This window comes from Paraburkholderia sp. UYCP14C (assembly GCF_004197395.1).
In the GTDB taxonomy this organism is placed as follows: domain Bacteria; phylum Pseudomonadota; class Gammaproteobacteria; order Burkholderiales; family Burkholderiaceae; genus Paraburkholderia.
The window spans coordinates 83,829-104,928 of record NZ_SELS01000013.1 but is presented as its reverse complement, the minus strand read 5'-3'; the positions used below and the strand labels follow the sequence as shown (position 1 = coordinate 104,928).

Below are 21,100 nucleotides of genomic sequence, written 5' to 3'. Positions count from 1 at the left end.
GCGCGAGCATCAGCGAAATCCTTGAACCTGAGACCGCGCTTCGCCCTGAACGCGGTCACCACGAGAGCCTTCATGACCATCGATCCCTCCGTCGTCGCCGCGTTCACGCCAACGGGCAAGCTGCGTGCGTCGATCAATCTCGGCAATCCGATCCTCGCCAGGAGTCACACCGAATCCGGCGAGCCGTTCGGCGTATCGATCGACCTCGCGCGCGCGTTCGCCGCAAAACTGAATGTCGAACTGGAACTGGTGGTGTTCGATACGGCCGGCAAATCGGTGCAGGCCGTCAGCGAGGAACGCGCGGATTTCGGCTTCTTCGCGATCGATCCATTGCGCGGCGAAACGATTGAGTTCACGGCGCCGTATGTGTTGATCGAAGGCTTCTATCTGGTGCGCGGCGATTCGCCGGTGCGCTCGAATCAGGATGTGGATCAACCGCACAACCGGGTCGTCGTCGGCAAAGGCAGTGCGTACGATCTGTTTCTGACGCGCGAACTGAAGGCCGCGCAGATCGTGCGTGCGCCAAGCTCGCCGAGTGTCGTGCCGACGTTCATCGAGCAGCAGCTGGAAGTGGCGGCAGGCGTGAAGCAGCAACTCGAAGCCGATGCGAAGCAAACCGCAGGACTGCGGCTGCTCGACGAGCGCTTCATGGTGATCCGCCAGGCGATGGGTGTGCCGAAGAGCCGCGGCGAAGCGGCGGCTCAGGCGCTGGGTTCGTTCGTCGAAGAGATGAAGGCGTCGGGCTTCGTGGCGGAATCGCTCGCGCGACATGGGATCGCTGGGGCGTCCGTCGCGCCTGCGGCGTAGCAGGCCGCTCCAGGCCGACACCGCGTAGCGCCCGCTACGCGGTTGCTGATCTTCGCGAGTCTTTCGCGCAACCCGCTCGCTCTCCTGCACCCCGCGGTGCCTTTCTTCTCCCCGCGTTATTCGCACCGGGCAACCCGCACGCGGTTCGCATGAACGATCACGCCGCCGTTCCCCACGGCCTTCGGCGTGACTTCCGCTTTCCTCACCAAGGGATTCCCCTAGGCCCCTCGCCTCCCAAAACTCGTTGCATCCCAAAAATTTTCTGGCCACAATCGTCACCTGTTCAATTTATCACGAATATGTTCATTTATGAACATCGGAGAAACGAAGTGCTGAAGATCGGAATCAATGGCGGCGGAATCGGCGGTCTGGCGGCGGCTATCGCGTTGCACAAGCAAGGCCACGACGTGGTCGTGTTCGAACAGGCCGAGCGTTTCGGCCGCGTCGGCGCCGACATCAACCTGACGCCGAACGCGGTGCGCGCGTTGGACGGCCTCGGCATCGGCGCGACGCTGCGCGAAACCGCCGCGCGTCCGTCGGCCCGCATCAGCCGGACGTGGGACACCGGCGAAGTGACGTCGCATCTGCCGATGTCCGACGAAGCCGAGATCAAGTACGGCGCCCCGCAATTGACGATGCACCGCGCCGACGTGATCACCGCGCTCGAAGCCGCGATGCCCGCCGGCGCGTTGCGGCTCGGCCATCGCGTGACGAAGCTCGCGCAGGAAGACGGCGCCGCCACCGTCACGCTCGCCGACGGCGCCGTGCATCGTTTCGATCTCGTGATCGGCGCGGACGGCATCCATTCCGGCGTGCGCGAATTCATCCTCGGCCCGGACGCGCCGCAGTTCACCGGCGTCGTGTCGTATCGCGCGGTGGTGCCCGCCACGCGTCTTGCGAATCTCGAAACCGGCGCGTTCGTCAAATGGTGGGGCCCGACGCCGGAATCGCAGATCGTCACGTTCCCGTTGAATCGCGGCCGCGACGTGTTCATCTTCGCGACGACTGCGCAGCCCGACTGGACCAACGAATCGTGGACCGCCCCCGGCGACCCCGACGCGCTGCGCGAGGCCTATAAACACTTTCACGCCGACGCGAAAACGCTGCTGGCCGCCTGCGATACCGTGCTCGCCTCGGCACTGTACGTGCGCGATCCGCTGCCGCAATGGAGCCGCGGCAACTTCACGCTGCTCGGCGACGCCTGCCATCCGATGATGCCGTTCATGGCGCAGGGCGCCGGCATGGCGATCGAAGACGCGGTCGTGCTGTCGCGCGCGCTCGCCGACGCTTCGTCCACGACGCTCGATGCCGCGCTCGCACGCTACGAAGAAGCGCGTCGCGAGCGCACCGCGCGCATCCAGATCGGCTCGCGCGGCAACAACTGGCTCAAGGAAGGCGGCAACGCCGGCTGGGTCTACGGCTACGATGCGTGGACGGTTCCTGTGGCATGATCGCTGTCTGTCCCTTATCTCGCTCCTCGCCCATCGCATGTCTGACGGTTCAGAACGCAGCACTGAAGCCCCGAACGCCGTCGAACGCTCGTTCCGGCTGTTGCGCTTCATTGCCGAGGGCGGACAGACCGGCAATGTCAGCGAGGCCGCGCGGCAGCTCGGCGTCAATCGCATCACGCTGATGCGATTGATCGCATCGCTCGAAGCGCTCGGCCTGATCGTCGCGGACGGCACCGGACATCGTCTGGGGATGCCGTTTCTGACGCTCGCGTCGGCCGCGCTGGGATCGTCCGATCTGATCGCGCATGCGCGCGCCGTACTGCCGATGCTCGCCGCGTCGACGCGCATGTCGGCGTATCTGGTCATGCGCGAAGGCGCGGAAATCGTCTACTCGCTCTCAGAAGTGCCGGATACGCCGCTCGTCAGTCAGATCCGCGTCGGCAGCCGGCTGCCCGCGTATCGTGCGACGCCGGGGCTAGCGATGCTCGCACTGCTCGCTCCCGTGGAACTCGAGCGGCTCTGCGCGACCGAGTGGCAGGAAGCCGACGCGCCATCGTTCGATGCGCTATCGGCACGTCTCGCCGAAGTACGCGCGGACGGTTGCGCGTGGAGTCATTCGGGTCTCGAAGCAGGCATCGATTCGTGCGCGGCGCCGATCGTCGACGCCGCGGGCAACCCGGTTGCCGCGCTCAGCATCGCCGGGCCGTCGCGCCTGTTCGCCGACCGGCCGGAGCACGACGAAGCGCTGGCGTTGCCGGTCAAGCGCGCCGCCGCGCAGATGTCGAAGCTGCTCGCATAGCAGAACCGACGCTCACGAAAACGGAAATGACGCGAGTTCTACATCACGCTGCGCGAGTGACGAGGACCCATTCAGAAAATGGATGAATCTCATTTCATCATTTAATTTGTAGATGCTATGCGCCTGCTGTACTTTGAACAGGTCCACCACCCCAGGGACTAGTCAACGCAGCGCCGCCGAAGGTTCGGGATGTGTTGACCATATCCCGATTCACTGAGGCACAAGCATGTACGACCGCGTCTTCATCAATGCCATCGACGTCAATGGCAACGCCTTGAACCTCGCGGTCAAAAACGGTCTGTTTGCCGCCGTCGGCTCGCAACACCCCGAGACCGGCGGCGAAGAGATCACCGATCTCAACGGCCACCTTGTCCTGCCGGGCTTCGTCGATGGTCATATCCATCTGGACAAGAGCTTCGTGGGCGATCGCTGGCGCCCTCACCGGCCAGCCTCGAGTCTGCGTGAGCGCCTTGCCGTCGAGAAGCAGGAGCTGGCTCGCGCGCGCCCCATCGCGGACCGTGCGGATGCGCTGATACGCCAGGCCGCATCGTTCGGCACCATGGCAATGCGCTGTCACGTGGACGTCGACGCAAGCACGGGACTGACCCACCTGCACGCGGTCATGGCGGCGCGCGAGAAATGGCGTGGTCTCGTCGACATCGAACTGGTGGCGTTTCCGCAGGCAGGTGTCGTTTCCTGTCCCGGCACGGCGGATATTCTCGATGCGGCTGCATGCGAAGGCGCCGAGGTGGTCGGTGGCATCGACCCGACGACACTCGACGGCGACGCCGACGGCCAGCTTCAGATCATCTTCGACATCGCGGAAAGGCGCGGCGTGAAGATCGATATTCACTTGCACGAAGCGGGACAGCAAGGCATCGACCAGTTGCACCGGATCGCCGCGCGCACGAAGGCATCAGGCATGCAGGGCCGCGTCGCCGTCAGCCATGCCTACGGGTTGGGCGATGTCGCCCCCGGTGTGGTAGACCGGATCGCCGCGGCGCTAGCGCAGGCCGGCGTATCGATCATGACCAACGCGCCTGGCGACCGGGCGTTCCCGCCGATCCTGCGATTGCGTGAAGCAGGCGTATGCGTCTTTACCGGCAACGACAACATCCAGGACGCCTGGTGGCCTTACGGCAATGGCGACATGCTGCAAAGAGCGATGTTGATCGGCTACCGCTCCGGTTTCTACACCGACCACGAGTTGCTCGTCGCGCTTCACATGGCCACCAACGCCGGCGCCGCCGTGCTCGGCAAAGATGCGTACGGACTGAAGCCCGGCAGTGACGCGAGCTTCGTCATCGTCAAGGCGCCCAACGGCGCTGCCGCTGTGGCGGCGGCGCCTGCGGAGCGCGCCATCGTCCGCGGCGGCGAGTTCCAGTACGAGCTATCCAGTCTGCGATTCGAGTCCGAAAAACCTCGGCATCACCATGGCGTCGCCGTGCGTGCAACGAGGTGAACCTTTACCGGAGACACCTGTATGTCAAGCAACACTTACTATGCGCCTCACGGCGGCCATCCTGCACAGACGGAGTTGTTGACCGATCGCGCGATGTTCACCGAAGCGTACGCGGTCATTCCGAAGGGCGTGCTTCGCGATATCGTCACGAGTCACCTTCCCTTCTGGGACAACACGCGCCTCTGGGTTCTGGCGCGTCCGCTGTCCGGATTCGCCGAAACGTTCTCGCAATACATCATGGAAGTGGCTTCCGGCGGCGGCAGCGAGCATCCTGAACAGGATGAGAAAGCCGAAGGCGTGCTTTTCGTCGTCGAAGGCGAAATCGAGGTCACGCTGCAAGGCAGCCTGCACGTCCTCAAGCCGGGCGGCTATGCGTTCATTCCGCCAGGCACGAACTGGCAATTGCGCAATCGCCACGGGGACACCGCACGCTTTCACTGGATCCGCAAGCACTATGAAGCCGTGGATGGTGTGCCGCTTCCCGAACCGTTCGTGAAGAACGAGCAGGACATCGAGCCGATTCCGATGCCGGGCACGGAAGGACGCTGGGTCACGACGCGCTTCGTCGATACCAGCGACATGCGCCACGATATGCACGTCAACATCGTCACCTTCCAGCCGGGCGGCGTCATCCCGTTCGCGGAAACGCACGTGATGGAGCACGGCCTGTACGTGCTGGAAGGCAAGGCGGTCTATCGACTGAACCAGGACTGGGTCGAGGTGGAAGCGGGCGACTTCATGTGGCTGCGCGCGTTCTGCCCGCAGGCCTGCTATGCCGGCGGACCGAGCCGCTTCCGCTATCTGCTGTACAAGGACGTCAACCGGCATATGAAGCTGACGCTCAACGCGCCGCGCTGAATTCATGCCAAACGGCACGCCCCTTCATCCGGGCGTGCCGCGCCGAACGGGGCCTCAATAGTGGCTGCGCCCCCAGAGCGTTGGCGGCGCATCGAGCAGATGACGCAAACCAGCGCGCTCGAACGTATGCTCCGCGACCTCCGAGACGCGTTCGAGTATCGCGTCTTCATCGACCGACAGCACCCGGTAGTCCTCCATCAGGATCTTTCCACCGACCATCGTCATGCATACGTCGCCGGCATTGGCGAAGCAGGTGACGCGGTAGACAGGCATATGCATCGGCATCAGGTGCGGCTTGAACAGGTCGACCAGAATGATGTCGGCCTGCTTGCCCGCTTCGAGCGAGCCCAGTTCGCTATCGAGCGACAATGCCCGCGCGGCATCGATCGTCACCATTTCGAGCACCTTGCCGTGCGGCAGAACATCCGGATCGCGAAAGTGCCGGCGATGGTAGTGCATGCATTGCCACATGTGCCGGAACATGTCGTAACCGCGGTCGGGCGCCGCGCCGTCGGAACCGATCGCCACCGTCACGCCCGCATCGATCAGTTCCGGGACCGGGCAGCGTCCGATGATCGACATGATCGCGCTCGGGTTGTGCACGATCGAAGCGCCCGTCTCGACGCATGCCGCGATGTCGGCCTGGGTCAGATCGATGGCATGCGACATGAACGACTGCGCGCTCAGCAGTCCCAGTTCGCGATGCGCGAAATCGAGTGAGCCCGCGCGATGGCCATCCTGGGTAAAACCCAAGCCCCGTTCGCGAGCGAAGGCCGCATAGCGCGCCGCCTCGCGGCGAAAGTCGCGTTCGTAGCGCGCGACGTCCGGATAGTGGTCCGGCGCATACACGGGTAGCGTCAGCGCGATCCGGATGCGGCCATCGGCATCGCCGTGACACGCATCGACAATGTCCCTGCATACCTCGAACATGCGATCGAAGGAAATCTCGCGCGTCTCGCTGCCGCCTGCGGCGTGCCGTGTATAGGCACGAGGCGCGGGCGGACGCGACGATCCGACCGCGACGATCGAACGCGTGCCCGTCCTGACCACGGCGTCGCAGTGACGCCGCGCGTACACGGCGTCATCGACACGCATGATCGAATCTCCGCCGCCCAGCAGCGACACGCCCGTTGTCACGCCCGCCTTCAGACGCTCGAGCGCCGCGAGATGTGACTCGGTTTCCCAGAACGCCTCGTCGGATGCGCGCGTATAGATCGCCTCGCACGCCGCCGTCCATGCGTCGCCGTCCGCGCCGCCGATCGTTTTCAGCATCGCGTGTCCGGCATGAGCGTGGGCATCGATGAGACCCGGCAGTACGGCCTTGCGGCGCGCATCGATCACCCGTGCCGCGCGATATCGCCGCGCCAACTCGTTCGTTTCGCCGACGGCAACGATGCGCTCGCCCTTGACGGCCACCGCGCCATCGTCGATGACGCGGCGCGATGGATCCATCGTGATCACCGAGCCGTGCGCGATCAGTACATCGACATTTTCGTATTCGTTCATGATGCGACGAGTTCTCCGTTGCGCGCGACGATCCGCCCGTTCGCCACGACCAGCTTGCGCTTCGGCCTTGCCACGACCGCATGCGCGACGGACTCCGCATTGACCAGCACGAGGTCGGCGCGCGCGCCGGGCTGCAGGCCATAGTGTTCGAATCCGCAGCCGCGCGCAGCGGCGTGGCTCACGCAATCGAATGCGATCTGAAGCTCGTCGTCGCGCCGCAGGTCGTAGCGCAAGCCGATCAGCATTGCGCGTTCGAGCATGTCAGGGACGCCGTACGGGGACCACGTATCGCGAATCCCGTCGTTGCCGCAAAACATCGTGATGCCCTTCTCGCGACAGGTCTTGAGCGGCGGCACCGTGCGCGAAGGCGGCGCGCTCGTCAACAACGCCACCCGCAGATCGGCGATCCGGGCGAGCAGCACATCGCGCTCGCGCTCCGGCAACGCGCCCAGACAAAAGCCGTGACTGACGACGACCTGTCCCTGCATGCTCATCGCTTCGACCCGATCGAGCAGCAGTTTCAGCGTGAACGCGCCGATCTCGCCGGGCTCGTGCAGATGAATATCGATCGGCTTGCGATAGCGCTCCGCCAGCGCGAAGGTCGCGTTCAGCGAGGCGACGGGGTCTCCATCGATCAGCGCCGGATCGAGCGCGCCGAGTACGTCGGCGCCTTGCGCGAGCGCGCTGCCGAGCAGTTCGACCGTGCCGGGGCGAACCAGCATGCCCGATTGCGGAAACGCGACGATCTGCATGTCGAGCACGTCGCGCATCGCCTCTCGCGTCGCGCACACGCCTTCGAGGTAGCGCAGGCCCGCATCGGTATCGACATCGACATGCGTGCGCAGACGCGTGGTGCCCGCCTGCACGAACGCGCGCGACAGCGCGAGCGATTGCGCGGCCGCATCGTGCCCGGAGGTCTTGCGCCACTCGCGTTCGTTGCTGATGCGATCGGTGAGCAGCGGACCGACCTCGTTGCGATACCACGGGCGTCCCCAGTTGCTCTTGTCGATGTGCGTGTGGCCTTCGACGAACCCCGGCAGCAGCAACGCGCCGCCGCCGTCTTCGAAATGGGCGTCGGCTGGCGCGGCGACGTGCGCGCCGAGCGCTTCGATCCGGCCATCGACGACCGCTACGGAAACCGGCTCGGCATCGGCCAGCCGGACATTGGAGAGATAGAGATTGCGAGTCATGTGTGTCATGCCGATTCCACGGCAGTATCGATACGCGCACGCAGCAAGCGTTGCGCGGCGCTGATTGCTACGAAGACCACCGCATTCGAGAACAGAGCGACGAGTCCCATGTTGATGGACGTGAGCGCGAGCGGCGCGTTCGGGAATACGGACGCGAGCGTCATGCCAGCCCAGTTCGACAGCCCGAGCACGACGCCGCCCGCCGCGATGCCGCCGAACGCCGCCTCGTGCGTGCCGAACGGACGCTTCAGGAAACTCGATGCGAGCATGGGCACGAGTTGAGTGAGCAGGCTCGACGAGAAGATCGCCAGCGCGACGAACGTCGTGCCGCCGCGCAATACGAAGAAGACGACGACCAGCGTGAACAGCGGCAAGGAGATACGGGCCACGCGCGCGACGGCCCTGTCGCTGGCCTGTGGGGCAAAGCCTTCGCGATAGATGTTGCGAGCGATCGTCGTCGAGGCGTTGAGCATGATCAGCGAGCCCGGCACCAGCGCCGTGAGCAGCCCAGCCCCGCCGACGATGCCGACGAACCACGACGGGAACGTCTGCTTCACGAGCCGCAACAACGCGAGATCGGTCTGCGCGCCCTCCAGGCCGTGCACGGTGAGCACGGCGGCGAATCCGACGAGGAACAGGAACGCGATGAGCACCTGATAGATCGGCATCAGCACGACGTTCTTGCGCAGCGCCGACGCGTCGCGCGCCACATAGACCGCCGTGAAGCCGTGCGGATACAGGTAGTAGCCGAGCGCCGTCAGCAGTAGTGTGGAGTTGTACCAGCTCAGGTTCAACCCATGTTCGGGCATGCGCAGTAGTTCCGGATGCACGGCATCGATGCGCGCGAACATCTCGCCGACGCCGCCGAAGTAATGCAGCGGCAAGTACGTGCCGAGAAAGATCGCGAGACCGAGAATCAGCGCATCCTTGAAGATCGCGATGCTCGCCGAGCCGTGAATACCCGAGACCGTCATGTACACGACCATCAGCAGCGCGCTGATCCAGATCGCCGTATTCTGCGAAATCAGGCCATACGACATCTCCGAGACGATGATGCCGAGCCCACGCAATCGGATGATCAACAGCGCGACCATCGCCAGCACGGCCACCAGCGACACCAGCACACCCACGGCGCGACTTTCGTATTTGGAAGCGAAATAGTCGGCGAACGACACGAGGCCGCGCTCCTTCGCGTGGCGCCAGATGGCGGGCAGCATCCAGTAACCGAGCACGTAGGCGAGACAGCCGTACGACAGGATATAGAAAGCGGGCACGCCCTTGCTATAGGTCCAGCCGCTCGCGCCGAGGAACGTGAAAGTCGAGAAGGCCTCGCCGGCCATCAGCAGGAAAGTGAGCAGAGAACCGAAGCCGCGTCCGCCGATTGCCCATTGCTCCAGGCTGAGCTTCTTGCCGCGCCGCGCATTGAGTCCCACCGCGAGTGCGAAGATCGCGAACAGAACGATGATGATCAGCGCCGGGTTCATTGCCCGCCTCCCGCGCTTTGGCGCGTGCCGGCGGCTGCGTCGCGACTGTCGAGGTGATAGATGAGCGCCAGAATGGCCGCTGTCGCGCCCATCCAGAACAGGTTCCACACCAGCAGAAAAGGCATGCCGAACAGAAAGGTTTTGTGCGCCGCCAGCGAGCCACCGGAAAAGAGCCCGATGAACGGCAGCGCGGCGAGAATAATGCGGATTTTCATGGTGATACTCGCTGATTGCATGTCACCGTCCGATGATATTCACCTTCCCGTATATTCGAAAATTAAATGTATGAATATGAACCAGTGGATAAATAAATGCTGAGGAATGCCCCGCTGGCCATTTCATTTCCCACTGATTACCAGTCGAATATTTCATTTCCTCATGACGGCAGACGAGCTTACGCTTGGCGCGACATATCACAAACATGGATGGAGACGTCATGAAGAAAGCAGTGCTTGCGGTAACCCTCGCCCTCGTGGCCGGAGCTGGACATGCCAGCGATCTGAAGGCCATTCGCTTCGGAGTCGATCCCAGCTATGCGCCGTTCGAGTCCCTCGCGCCGGACGGCAAACTGGTGGGCTTCGACATCGACCTCGGCAATGCGATCTGTGAAAGGCTGAAGGTCAAATGTGTGTGGATCGAAAACTCTTTCGACGGAATGATTCCGGCGCTGAAAGCGAGGAAATTCGACGGCGTGTTGTCGTCGATGAGCGTCACCGTCAAGCGTGAAGAACAGATCGCCTTCACCGACAAGATCGACAATGTGCTGCCACGGCTGGTCGCAAGAACAGGCTCGGGCATTCTGCCCACCGCCGAATCATTGAAGGGCAAGACCGTCGGCGTGGAGCAGGGCTCGACGCAGGAAACGTACGCCCGCACCTACTGGGAACCGAAAGGCGTCATTCTGCGGACCTATCAGACTCAAGATCTCGTCTATCAGGATCTGCTGGCTGGCCGCATCGATGCCGCGCTGCAATCGTCGGTGCAGGCGGAACTTGGCTTTCTGAAGACCGCCAGCGGCCGCGACTACGCGTTCGCCGGCGCTGCACTGAGTGATCCGAAAACGCTGGGCGTCGGTGCCGCCATCGGCGTTCGCAAGGAAGACAACGAACTGCGCCAGCAGATCAACAAGGCACTGGCCGAGCTGATTCAGGACGGCACCTACCAGCGCATTTCCCGCAAGTACTTCGCGTTCGACGTTTATAACTGAGGACAGCGGCCGGCCGAGTGGAATCATCCGGCTGGCAGACGGCACGATTGCCAGCCCGTACGGTGCGTGATACAAGTCGGCAATCCATTCACGCATCGAATGACGCCATGGCAAACAGTGCAAAACCGCGTAGACCGTTGTTCGATCTGGATCTGCTCAAAGCGATCGTGATGGTCGCCGATTGCGGCACATTCACAGCGGCGTCCGCGCGGCTCCATTCGACTCAGTCCACCGTGAGCCAGAAAATCCGGCGGCTGGAGGAGATGGCTGGACACAAGCTGCTCGATCGTGGCAGCCGGGACGTGCGTCCGACCGATGCGGGAGAAACGCTGCTCGGATACGCGCGGCGCATGCTCGCGCTCAACGACGAGATGCTCGAAGCGCTGTCGGGCGCAACCGTGGGCTTGACCGTGCGTCTCGGTGTCCCGGAGGATTTCGTCGGCGGACCGACCACCCATGTACTCGCGACGTTCAATCGCAAGCAGCCGCTCGTCAAGCTCGAAGTGACCAGTGGCTTGAGCCGCGATCTTGCCAGTAGCTATGACCGCGGAGATCTCGACCTGGTCCTCGTCAAACAGCGGCGCAACAGCCGCGAAGCCGTCGCGACGTGGCCCGAGCAAATGAGATGGATCGACAGCGCGAAAAACCCTTCTATCCAGCTCGATCCGATTCCGCTCGTCGCGTTTCCGCCGCGAGGTTTGTACCGGGACGACATGATCAACGCGATCGAAGCCATCGGACGCCGTTGGCGCATCAGTTTTATCAGTTCGAGTCTGAGCGGCATCCAGGCCGCTGTCGCCGACGGGCTCGGCATCAGCCTTCTGCCGGCGCGCGCCGTCACTGCCGAGCACGTCGTCCTGACGTCGAAGAGTCGCCTGCCCTCGATCGAATCGATGGATATCGCACTCCTGCATCGTCCGACCGCCGATCCGGTCGTGAAGGAACTGGCGCGCGCGCTTTCCAGGATGTTTGGGCCGCCGCGTCGCTGACCCGCCGAGAATGCCGGTGCGAATGATCCGCCTGTTGCGAATGCCCGGTCGCGTCATTCAGCGACGCCGTCCGAAATACCGCCGCAACAGATAGTTCGCGGTCGAGCCATGCAGCAGCACCGACAAGACGATCGCGTCGAGCACCGTCGGCAGCAACGGTGCCATCGCGCCACGCGCGTATTCGACGCCGAACATCAGGTAGTAGAACGCGCCGACACCGCGAATGCCCATCCATGCCATCAGATAGCGCTGAGCGTGGTCGATGCGCGCACCGAACATCGAAACCACCACGGACAGCGGCCGCGCGACGAAAAACAGGAACACCACGGACAACGCGGCGCGCAGGTCGAGCATCTCGCGCCAATGCGCGGACACGACGCAGCCGATGATCAGCATCAGCGACATCTCCGCAATCCGCTCCATTTCGAGCGTAAAGCCCATCATCGATTCGGCGAGGACCGCGTGCGCCTTTTCCGGGTCTTTGGCGACGTCGAGCTGATCGCCGTGCTGCACCTCGTCGAGCACCTCCGCGGGATGCTTGTCGCCCGTGGCGCGCAATTCCTCATGACGCAGCGCGACGCCCGCGACGAACACCGCGACGAACGCATAGGCGTGCAGCCACAGCGCCGCACCATACGATGTCGACATCAGCCCCAGCGCAAGAAAGCCGTCGAGACCGATCGCCTCGCCGTAGCGGGTGCGCAGAAAAAAGATCGTCCGCGCGAACAGAATCGCGAATACGACGCCGATCACGAGCGCGCTCACGATCCCCCACAGCACCGAGCCGACGAAATGCACGCCGCTGCCCGAGCCGAACAGCTTCACGCCGACCAACGACAAACCCAACACGGCAAACGGATAGGCAGCGCCGTCGTTCAGACCGCCTTCGCCCGACAGCGCGAAGCGCACGGGTTCGTCGTCGCCGGCTTGCGTCACGCGCAGTTCGTTGGCGAGCACCGGGTCGGTCGGCGCCAGCGCGGCCGCGAGGAACAACGCCGCGCCGTCGGCGCGTCCGGTCACGAGCGCGGTGAAGCCGAACATCAGTGCGACGGTGACGAGCATCGCGGGGCCGCCGAGTCGCAGCGGCAACAACCACAGCGGATTGCGCGGCCGCACGCGCAGATGCATGCCGATCGCGAACAGCGACACGACGAGCCCGACTTCGGCGAGCGTCGCGAGCAACGCGGCATTGTCGAGCAGATCGACACCGACGAGCCCCGACACGCCCGGTCCGAGCGCCACGCCGACCAGCAGATAGATCATCGCGCCCGTCAGCGGCAAGCGGCGAATCGGCCCGCGCGCGACGGCCATGAAGGTGAGCAGCGCGCCGATCAGCAGGAACCAGACCGGTTCGTCTCTCATGGCGGGATGGCGAGCATGAGCCGCACTAGCGGCAGCGCAACCGCGCCGCCGCTAACGCGCGCGGCGCGCGGCGCCGGCACGGCGCTGGACAAGCTGGTTCATCAGCGACCTCCTCGGTCCGGACAAGCGGGATACGCACTGTCCGTTCCGTTGCAAGCCGCGTTCCACGCCTGACGCCGATGCGTGCCGGTGACACCTCATGCAGGCCGCGGGTCCGGGTGCGGCGCCCACTCCGGCTCGGGCCAGCCGTCGTCGCCGACGAGCGGCACGAAGCGCACTTCAGCCAACCCATGTTCGTCGTAGTCGTGTTCGCCGCGCCGTACGATCTTCACGAGCCGCTGATGGTGGCGGCTGCTGCCGACCGGTATCACGAGCCGGCCGCCGATCGCGAGCTGCGCGCGCAGCGCCTGCGGCACGTGCGGGCCGCCCGCCGCCGCGATGATCGCGTCATAGGGTGCGTGCGCGGCAAAACCCACGGTGCCGTCGCCGACATGCACCTCGACGTTCTCGTAGCCGAGCCGCTGCAAGCGCTCGCGCGCGCTCTCGGCGAGACTCGCGTCGCGTTCGATCGAATCCACCCGGCCCGCGATCTCCGCGGCGAGCGCGGCCGCATAGCCGGAGCCCGTGCCGATGTCGAGCACGCGATCGCCGGGCTGCAACTCGGCGGCCGCGAGCATCTTCGCGACGATGTAGGGCTGCGAGATCGTCTGCTCGCCGCCGATCGGCAGCGGCGTATCGTCATACGCGAATTCGCGCAGATCGGACGGCACGAATGCTTCGCGCGGCACGCGTCGCATCGCCTCGATCACGTAGTCGTCGAGCACGCCGCGCTGCACGATCTGCCGCTCGACCATCCCTGCGCGCGCCTCGTCGAAATCGCCCATCGCCGCCTCCCCGCGAATGCGCAGCGCTGCGCGCGCCACGCATTCCGACGGGGACACGCGCGAGTCCGCTGCTCTTTCACGCTTCAGCAACGAGCATACCGCCGGCAGGAACTGGTGGCGATGCGCGAAGTGTGAAGCGCGCGCTACCTCTTCAACACAACCCTCACGTAGCCCCTTCATGAGCCGTCTTCGTTGCCGCGCGCATGCCGTTCGCGAGCGCGGATCCACGTTTGCTGCGCGCTTCAAGAGAGCGTTTGCTCGCCGTCGGGCAAAGCGGGCTTCGTCGGCTTATCCGGCACGCGGACGTTTGGCGCGCTTCGACGTTTCGATGTCATCGCCTGACATTTCCTGCAGTTGCTCTTCGGGCGCGATGCGCGAGCCATGCTCGCGCTCCGCGGACTGGTCCGTCGGCTCCTGCGGAGCGGCAGCGCCGTTCACCGCGCCGTTCACCGCGCCTTCCGCCTCGATCTGCCGGCGCGCCTCTTCCCAATGGTCGTCGGCTCTCCCTTCCGGCGACGGATCGTTTTCCCAGATCTGGTATGCCCGCGTGCGGATGCGGGCTTCGAGTTCCTGGTCCATATGCGTTTCTCCGTGAGCGATGCCGCGGCACGGCGCCACGCGCGCCGGGTCCGAATGACGGCGAGCGACAGGCAAGCAATCGATGTTCCGCGCGGCGCGTCGGTTCGACGGCACTACACCATTCGACCTGCTGACCAAATCAGCACGCCGCTGGGATGGGTGCTTCGAAAACGCAGAAGAGGACGACGTCAATCGGGACAGGGGCAGCCATCAAGCCTGCGGGTGCAAGTCCCGCCATAGGCTGGTCCCAGCGAGTGAAGTGAAGTGAAGCGCGGCATCCACGGTGCGAAGCCGCGTGCGGATGGTGTGGCAAAGGCGCAGCCGTGTGCCGGTCATGAACCGGCTCAAGCCTCTGATGGAGATGCTGTCTCCAGGCGATATAGCGGCGCATGCCGACGGCGCGGTGTCGTCGCCATCACAGCCGGACTGCTGAGCGCCACGCCCACCACGCGCTCACGCCTCGGGACAGGAAAGGTCGGCCGCGACGATCCGCGCACCGTATTCTTCGGCGGCGAGTCGCGCCTCCTCGATGCTGTTGAACGGGCCGACTTGGGGCGCGCCATCGAACGGGAACAGACGGCGGCCATCCGCTTTACGGCTCACCAGCAGATCGGCATAGAAGCGTCCATCGGCGCTGCGTCGCGCGGTGACGTAGATCGAAAAGTCGTCGCGCGAGGCGACCGCTGCCGCCGGGTAGTGCGTCAGTTTCAGCTTTCTCCGTGCCATGGCTCTCCCTGCCTGAGACAGGCGATCCTGTTGTGCCCTCCTCAAATCGATGTTAATGGACGAGTCAAAGGATGGTTTCGTCCGTAAGCATCGACTTATGAACATGACTGTCCCAGCGACGCCAGGCGCGACTCCGCGCGACGGCGGCGCGAAAATTCAAGGTCTCACCAGATATGACCGCCGACCGCGCCGCTCGTGACGCGGAAGCTGAAAACCGACGTCGAACCAGAAACGTTTTCACATGCGACCCCACAGCAAAACGCCGTGCTGGCATGCCGCTTGCTCATTATTTTGACTGACATAAAAGTTCCACTTTCATGTCCTGCTGTCACGTCCCGGAGTTCCCTTGACCCACCCCGACTTCATCGTAATCGGCACGTCGTCGGGAGGGGTCGATGCGCTGCGTTCGCTTGCCTCCCAACTTCCCGCCGATATGCCCGCTAGCATCGCCATCGTGCTGCACATCGGTGCGCACGGCAGCATGCTGCCCATGCTTCTGAACCAGGCCGGCCCACTACGGGCCACCCACGCCAAGGATGGCGAACATTACGCACCCGGCAGAATTTACGTGGCGCCGCCCGATCGGCACCTCGTGGTAGACGATGGGCAATTGCGGCTACTGCACAGCCCAAAGGAGAATTTCGCGCGCCCGGCGATCGACCCACTCTTTCGCAGCGCGGCCGCGCAGATGGGGCCGCGCGCAATCGGCGTGATCCTGACGGGCCTGCTCGACGACGGCGCCGCGGGCTTGGAGGCGATCCAGACATGCGGGGGCACGACGGTGGTACAGGACCCCGACGACGCGTTCGCGAGCGAGATGCCGCGGCATGCTTCGCCGTTCGCCGACCACGTGTTGCCGCTCGATCGACTGGGGCAATGTCTGGTCAATCTGACCGGCGACACCCCCAGCGCACCGGCAGATGCCGACACCGCACGGCGCGAGGCTACCGATCGCGTCGTCCTGGAGCAGCGCGCGTGGCTATCCGGCACCGCGCCGTTTGGTGCGATCAAGGGACTGGCGACGCCGTCGACCTTCACGTGCCCCGAGTGCAACGGAGCGCTGTGGCGCGTCACCGGCTCGCGCGTGATGCGCTACCGCTGCCATACCGGTCATGCGTACTCGGCCGCGTCGCTCGACGACGGTCGCATGATCGATGCGGAGGACTCGCTGCGCAACGCGCTGCGGGCGTTACGCGAGCGCGAAATGTTCAGCCGCGAGCTCGGCGAGCATTTCGCGACGACAGGAGACACCGCCGCGCAGCTTCGCGAGGAGGACAACGCCCGGCGGGCGGCCCACGCGGCCGAAGTCTTGCAGTCGATGCTGCTGGAAAAGTGAGTGCGATGCGGGATAATAGCGAGCCGAGCCAGCACGAAATGGGCTCGGCGCCCTATAAAAATTCACCGCTGAACACTATCCTTTTCCATGAAGGGACACGCAGCAATGTCGAAAAAGCGAGGGCAGACTCTGCCTAGCCAGGCACTCTATCCGATCGTCGGTATCGGCGCATCGGCGGGAGGGCTTAACGCGCTGACGGAATTCTTCGAGGCGCTGCCCGCGCATACGTCGATGGCCTTCGTTGTGGTCGTTCACCTGTCCCCAGATCACGAAAGCAACCTCGCTTCGCTGCTGCAGAAAGTCACCAGCATGCCCGTGATGCAGGTCACGAGCCCCACGCCGATCGAACCGGACCACGTCTATCTGGTCGCGCCCTCGTACGAGATGATCATGGTCGACGGCTACCTGCGCGTCACGCAGAAGCCGCCCGCGGAAGGACGCCGCGCGAGCATCGATCTGTTCTTCCGCACGCTCGCCGAGGCGCACCGCGAACGCGCGATCGGCATCGTGATGTCGGGCGCGGGCTCCGACGGCTCGGTCGGGCTCGCGCGCATCAAGGAAATGGGCGGCGTCACGCTCGTGCAGGACCCTGCTGAGGCCGAATACGACAGCATGCCGCGCAGCGCGATTGCGACCGGCATGGCCGACTTCGTGATGACCGCGGCCGAAATGCCGCAACGGCTGCTGGACCTGTGGTCCACCGCACGCGAAATCCATCTGCCGGCGGTACAGCCCGACGAGCCCGAGGAACAAACGGTCAACGAGGCGGCCGAGCGCGCGCTGCGCGAGATCATGGTGATCCTGCGCACCCGTACCGCGCACGACTTCCGCCACTACAAACGGGCGACCGTTCTGCGCCGCATCGAACGCCGGCTGCAGGTCAACGGCATTACCGACCTGCAGGCGTATCGCGACTATCTGCATCTGCATCCGGACGAAACCCAGGCGCTGCTGCAGGACATGCTGATCAGCGTGACGAATTTCTTCCGCGACAAGGAAGCGTTCGACGTGCTCGAGCGCGAAGTGTTGCCGCCGATCTTCGAAAATCGCGGCGAACAGGACCGCATTCGCGTGTGGTCGGTCGGCTGCGCGACCGGCGAGGAAGCGTATTCGCTGGCGATGCTGCTGCAGGAACGCTCGCTTAAGTCGCCCGAGGGCGTGTCGTTCCAGGTATTCGCAACCGACATCGACGAGCGCGCCATTTCGTTCGCGCGCACCGGTCTGTACCCGGACTCGATCTCCGCCGACGTGACGCCGGCGCGCATCCGCCAGTTCTTCACGAAAGATGCCGCGCATTTCCGCATCAAGAAGGAACTGCGCGAACACATGCTGTTCGCGCACCACAACGTGTTGAGTGACCCGCCGTTCTCGCGGCTCGACATGATCTGCTGCCGCAATCTGCTGATCTACCTGGATCGCGAGGCGCAGATCGAAATCCTGAGGATGTTCCACTTCGCGTTGCGGCCGGGCGGCATACTGTTCCTCGGCAGCTCGGAATCGGCCGACAGCGTGAGTTCCATGTTCACGGTGGTAGACAAACGCAACCGCATCTATCGCGCGAACATGGCGGTGCGCGGCGACACGCCGGTGCCGATCGCTATTTCGGGCACGATGAGCTCGCGCCCGGTCGTCACAACGGTGCAGCCGCCGGGGCGCCGGCGCTTTTCGTTCGGCGATCTGCATCAGCGGCTCGTCGAGCAATATGCGCCGCCCAGCGTGCTGGTGAGCCGGGAATCCGAAATCGTTCATCTGTCCGATCGCGCCGGGCGTTTCCTGCAGTATTCGGGCGGCGAGCCGTCGCATAACATCGTGGCCGTCGTGCGTCCGGAACTGCGGCTCGAGCTGCGCACCGCGATCTATCAGGCCTTGCACACGAACCGCAGCGTCGAAGCGCGGCGCGTGCGCATCGAGCGCGACGGCCGTTCGTACTTCGTCAACATGACCGCGCGGCCGGTGCACGATCCGGAAGCCAATGCCGACTTCGTGCTGGTGCTGTTCGACGAGGTCGAGGACAGCATGGGCAACGCCGAAACGGCGCCGACCGATGTGCAGAAAGACCCGATCATCAGCCAGCTCGAACGCGAGCTGCAACGCACGAAGGAGCAGTTGCAGTCGACCATCGAGCAGTCGGAAACCTCCACCGAAGAGCTGAAGGCGTCGAACGAGGAATTGCAGGCGATCAACGAGGAACTGCGCTCGGCGACCGAGGAACTCGAAACCAGCAAGGAAGAGCTGCAATCGATCAACGAGGAGCTGACCACGGTCAACGCGGAGCTGAAGTCGAAGGTCGAGGAAACCGGCAAGATCAACGACGACCTGCACAACCTGATCGCCGCGAACGACATCGGCACGATCTTTGTCGACCGCAACATCTGCATTAAGCGCTATACGCCGCGCGCAACCGACGTGTTCAGCATCATTCCGTCGGACATCGGCCGCTCGCTGCTCGACATCACGCACCGCCTCGAATACGACAAGCTCGCCGACGACGCGGCCGAAGCGTTCGACTCGCTGCGCCTGATCGAGCGCGAGCTGAAGAGCAGCGACGGTCGCTGGTATCTCGCGCGCTTCGTGCCGTACCGCACGACCGAAGACCGCATCGACGGCGCGGTGCTGTCGTTCATCGACATCACCGGGCGGCGTCAGGCGGAAGACCGGCTGCGCGACGGCGAGCGGCGCATGCGCATCGTCGCGGAAAGCACGCGTGACTACGCGATCATCACGTTCGACGACAGCGGCGTGATCAATAGCTGGAATGCAGCCGCTGAACGGATTTTCGGCTATTCGGAAGCCGAAATGATCGGTCAGTCGGCCGACATCCTGTACACCGAGGAAGACCGTGCTGCCAACGTCGCTCAACGCGAGTTCGCCGAGGCGCGTCTGAACGGCCGCGCCGAAGAGGAGTGCTGGCATCTGCGCAAGGACGGTACGCGCTTTTTTGCGAGCGGCGTGCTGTCCCGTCTCGACGAACCGGGCACTTGCGGCTTTGCGAAAATCACGCGCGATCTCGGCGAGTTCGCCCCCGACCCGACCTCCGGGCGCGGCACCCACGTCGAAACGCTGCGCGCGGCCAGCGAGCGCGAGGCGCAGCGCCGCCGCGACGAGTTCCTCGCGGTGGTGTCGCACGAGCTCAAGCACCCGCTGAACCTGATTTCGGCGAGCGCGGAACTGATCGCCCGCGCACCGGAAACGCGGCAGAACCTGAACGTGTCGCGCGCAACCGATACGATCCGCCGCACCGTGATCGGCCAGGCGCAGATCATCGACGATCTGCTCGACATTTCGCGAGTGCGCACCGGCAAGCTGTCGGTCGTGCGCACGGTGGTCGACATGCGCGAAATCGTGCGGCGCGTATGCAGCGCCGTTCAGGAGGATGCCGCGCAGCGCGGCATCACGCTTAGCGTCGAGATGACCGATACACCCGTGATCATTCACGCGGACCTCACGCGGATCGAGCAGATCGTGTGGAATCTGATCAGCAACGCGCTGAAGTTCACGCAGCGCGGTTCGATCGAGGTGTCGTTGCAGGTCAACGATCACGCCGAGGCGGTGCTGCGCGTCGCCGATACCGGCACCGGCATCGAGGCGTCGCTGCTGCCGCATATCTTCGACATGTTCCAGCAGAGCCGCGACCCCGGCTCGCGCCGCGGTGGCCTCGGCATCGGCCTCGCGCTCGTGCGCGACCTGGTCAACCTGCACGGCGGCGCGGTGCGCGCGGAGTCGGACGGCGTCGGCCGCGGCGCGACGTTCACCGTGACGCTGCCCACCCACCGGCTCGCCGCGCGTGCGAGCGGGGAGGGATCGATGGTCACTGCCGGGTCGCTGAAAGGCACACGCGTCCTGATGGTCGACGACGACGCCGCGACCGTCGAAACCTTCAAGCTGCTGCTGGAAACCGAGGGCGCCGAAGTGCGGACCGCGACGAGCGGCGAGGAGGCGCTGACGATCATCGACGGCAACGCGCCGGATATCATCCTGTCCGACATCGGCATGCCCGGAATGGACGGCATGGAGTTCATCGGCAAGCTGCGCGGCATGCCGGCGATGAAGTCCGTGATCTGTATCGCGGTCAGCGGCTTCGGCCAGCAGGCGGACGTCACGGCGGCCGAAGAAGCGGGTTTCGACGCGCACCTGAAAAAGCCGGTGGTTCTCGAAGACCTGCTGAGCATTTTCGCGCGGCTGCGCGGTTGAGTGAGCGGCTCGGCGCAGTACAACGCGTCTAGCCGTTGCCTGCCGACGGCCGCGCTCGCCGCTCCGAACAGCGTGACATACCGTGCGAGTGGACGGCCGTGCGAATCTCGCGAAGCGCAAAAAGAAGCGGCCATAAAGGCCGCCCGGAGAGCAGCCACGGGGGCCGCTCAAAAGCCATGCCGCGAAGGGCTTGCGGGCTATGGCATACGGTAAAGCTCAGGCATTCACGATGGGATTCGGCTGCGATCCTGACTCGCACCGGTCTTTGC

The 21,100-nt window shown here is 64.5% G+C and carries 17 protein-coding genes; 9 read left to right on the top strand and 8 right to left on the bottom strand.

Translation table 11 applies throughout. The features are described from left to right. Positions 1–72 precede the first annotated feature (72 nt). From EVC45_RS14605 to EVC45_RS14585, 5 genes are all read left to right on the top strand, one after another. Positions 73–807, top strand: a complete 735-nt coding sequence (locus EVC45_RS14605; protein ID WP_129958682.1) for an ABC transporter substrate-binding protein — start codon at positions 73–75, stop codon at positions 805–807. Between the two features lie 299 nt (positions 808–1,106). Next, positions 1,107–2,258, top strand: coding sequence for an FAD-dependent monooxygenase (locus EVC45_RS14600; RefSeq protein WP_129958681.1), 1,152 nt, complete (start codon positions 1,107–1,109; stop codon positions 2,256–2,258). 37 nt (positions 2,259–2,295) lie between these two features. Next, on the top strand, positions 2,296–3,057 hold the full coding sequence (locus EVC45_RS14595; RefSeq protein WP_129958680.1) for an IclR family transcriptional regulator: 762 nt from the start codon (positions 2,296–2,298) through the stop codon (positions 3,055–3,057). A gap of 226 nt (positions 3,058–3,283) precedes the next feature. Then, positions 3,284–4,519 (top strand): amidohydrolase family protein, encoded by a 1,236-nt coding sequence (locus EVC45_RS14590; protein WP_129958679.1) that lies wholly within the window; start codon positions 3,284–3,286, stop codon positions 4,517–4,519. 21 nt (positions 4,520–4,540) lie between these two features. After that, positions 4,541–5,377 carry a bifunctional allantoicase/(S)-ureidoglycine aminohydrolase gene (locus tag EVC45_RS14585; RefSeq protein WP_129958678.1) on the top strand — a complete coding sequence of 279 codons (837 nt, stop codon included), beginning with the start codon at positions 4,541–4,543 and terminating at the stop codon, positions 5,375–5,377. Positions 5,378–5,431: 54 nt separating this feature from the next. Here the strand turns inward: EVC45_RS14585 and EVC45_RS14580 are convergent, their stop codons facing one another. The 4 genes from EVC45_RS14580 to EVC45_RS14565 are packed head-to-tail and all read right to left on the bottom strand — an operon-like array spanning position 5,432 to position 9,772. Next, on the bottom strand, positions 5,432–6,883 hold the full coding sequence (locus EVC45_RS14580) for an amidohydrolase family protein (RefSeq protein ID WP_129958677.1): 1,452 nt from the start codon (positions 6,881–6,883) through the stop codon (positions 5,432–5,434). Further along, entirely contained in the window at positions 6,880–8,073 is a 1,194-nt protein-coding gene (locus EVC45_RS14575; protein WP_129958753.1) for an amidohydrolase family protein, read from the bottom strand. The genes EVC45_RS14580 and EVC45_RS14575 overlap by 4 nt, the downstream gene beginning before the upstream one ends. Before the next feature lie 5 nt (positions 8,074–8,078). Then, entirely contained in the window at positions 8,079–9,557 is a 1,479-nt protein-coding gene (locus EVC45_RS14570; RefSeq protein ID WP_129958676.1) for a sodium:solute symporter, read from the bottom strand. After that, complete coding sequence (locus EVC45_RS14565) at positions 9,554–9,772, bottom strand: DUF3311 domain-containing protein (protein WP_129958675.1); 219 nt, start codon at positions 9,770–9,772, stop codon at positions 9,554–9,556. Before EVC45_RS14565 ends, EVC45_RS14570 begins: the two co-directional genes overlap by 4 nt. Before the next feature lie 221 nt (positions 9,773–9,993). Between EVC45_RS14565 and EVC45_RS14560 the strand changes: the two genes are divergently transcribed. Both EVC45_RS14560 and EVC45_RS14555 read left to right on the top strand, forming a co-directional pair. Next, positions 9,994–10,764 (top strand): ABC transporter substrate-binding protein, encoded by a 771-nt coding sequence (locus EVC45_RS14560; protein WP_129958674.1) that lies wholly within the window; start codon positions 9,994–9,996, stop codon positions 10,762–10,764. Between the two features lie 107 nt (positions 10,765–10,871). Next, positions 10,872–11,753, top strand: coding sequence for a LysR family transcriptional regulator (locus EVC45_RS14555; RefSeq protein WP_129958673.1), 882 nt, complete (start codon positions 10,872–10,874; stop codon positions 11,751–11,753). 57 nt (positions 11,754–11,810) lie between these two features. On the opposite strand, the gene EVC45_RS14550 is transcribed toward EVC45_RS14555, so the two are convergent. From EVC45_RS14550 to EVC45_RS14535, 4 genes are all read right to left on the bottom strand, one after another. Further along, positions 11,811–13,115 (bottom strand): sodium:proton antiporter, encoded by a 1,305-nt coding sequence (locus EVC45_RS14550; protein WP_129958672.1) that lies wholly within the window; start codon positions 13,113–13,115, stop codon positions 11,811–11,813. Positions 13,116–13,312: 197 nt separating this feature from the next. Continuing rightward, a complete protein-coding gene (locus EVC45_RS14545; protein ID WP_248295134.1) occupies positions 13,313–14,056 on the bottom strand; it encodes a protein-L-isoaspartate(D-aspartate) O-methyltransferase in 744 nt (247 codons plus the stop codon). Positions 14,057–14,287: 231 nt separating this feature from the next. Beyond that, positions 14,288–14,578: a DUF2934 domain-containing protein gene (locus EVC45_RS14540; RefSeq protein ID WP_129958671.1), complete on the bottom strand. Its 291-nt coding sequence runs from the start codon at positions 14,576–14,578 to the stop codon at positions 14,288–14,290. Between the two features lie 453 nt (positions 14,579–15,031). After that, the gene (locus EVC45_RS14535) at positions 15,032–15,304 is read right to left on the bottom strand and encodes a DUF6723 family protein (protein WP_129958670.1); all 273 of its coding nucleotides are present in this window, start codon (positions 15,302–15,304) and stop codon (positions 15,032–15,034) included. A gap of 346 nt (positions 15,305–15,650) precedes the next feature. Between EVC45_RS14535 and EVC45_RS14530 the strand changes: the two genes are divergently transcribed. Then, positions 15,651–16,640, top strand: a complete 990-nt coding sequence (locus EVC45_RS14530; protein ID WP_129958669.1) for a chemotaxis protein CheB — start codon at positions 15,651–15,653, stop codon at positions 16,638–16,640. Between the two features lie 105 nt (positions 16,641–16,745). Then, complete coding sequence (locus EVC45_RS14525) at positions 16,746–20,831, top strand: CheR family methyltransferase (protein ID WP_129958668.1); 4,086 nt, start codon at positions 16,746–16,748, stop codon at positions 20,829–20,831. Positions 20,832–21,100: the final 269 nt, after the last annotated feature.

Bases quoted from the DNA above. Each gene is read 5' to 3' on its own strand.
- EVC45_RS14605 (WP_129958682.1), top strand. From the start codon at position 73: ATGACCATCGATCCCTCCGTCGTCGCCGCGTTCACGCCAACGGGCAAG.
- EVC45_RS14600 (WP_129958681.1), top strand. From the start codon at position 1,107: ATGTTCATTTATGAACATCGGAGAAACGAAGTGCTGAAGATCGGAATC.
- EVC45_RS14595 (WP_129958680.1), top strand. From the start codon at position 2,296: ATGTCTGACGGTTCAGAACGCAGCACTGAAGCCCCGAACGCCGTCGAA.
- EVC45_RS14590 (WP_129958679.1), top strand. From the start codon at position 3,284: ATGTACGACCGCGTCTTCATCAATGCCATCGACGTCAATGGCAACGCC.
- EVC45_RS14585 (WP_129958678.1), top strand. From the start codon at position 4,541: ATGTCAAGCAACACTTACTATGCGCCTCACGGCGGCCATCCTGCACAG.
- EVC45_RS14580 (WP_129958677.1), bottom strand. From the start codon at position 6,883: ATGAACGAATACGAAAATGTCGATGTACTGATCGCGCACGGCTCGGTG.
- EVC45_RS14575 (WP_129958753.1), bottom strand. From the start codon at position 8,073: ATGACTCGCAATCTCTATCTCTCCAATGTCCGGCTGGCCGATGCCGAG.
- EVC45_RS14570 (WP_129958676.1), bottom strand. From the start codon at position 9,557: ATGAACCCGGCGCTGATCATCATCGTTCTGTTCGCGATCTTCGCACTC.
- EVC45_RS14565 (WP_129958675.1), bottom strand. From the start codon at position 9,772: ATGAAAATCCGCATTATTCTCGCCGCGCTGCCGTTCATCGGGCTCTTT.
- EVC45_RS14560 (WP_129958674.1), top strand. From the start codon at position 9,994: ATGAAGAAAGCAGTGCTTGCGGTAACCCTCGCCCTCGTGGCCGGAGCT.
- EVC45_RS14555 (WP_129958673.1), top strand. From the start codon at position 10,872: ATGGCAAACAGTGCAAAACCGCGTAGACCGTTGTTCGATCTGGATCTG.
- EVC45_RS14550 (WP_129958672.1), bottom strand. From the start codon at position 13,115: ATGAGAGACGAACCGGTCTGGTTCCTGCTGATCGGCGCGCTGCTCACC.
- EVC45_RS14540 (WP_129958671.1), bottom strand. From the start codon at position 14,578: ATGGACCAGGAACTCGAAGCCCGCATCCGCACGCGGGCATACCAGATC.
- EVC45_RS14535 (WP_129958670.1), bottom strand. From the start codon at position 15,304: ATGGCACGGAGAAAGCTGAAACTGACGCACTACCCGGCGGCAGCGGTC.
- EVC45_RS14525 (WP_129958668.1), top strand. From the start codon at position 16,746: ATGTCGAAAAAGCGAGGGCAGACTCTGCCTAGCCAGGCACTCTATCCG.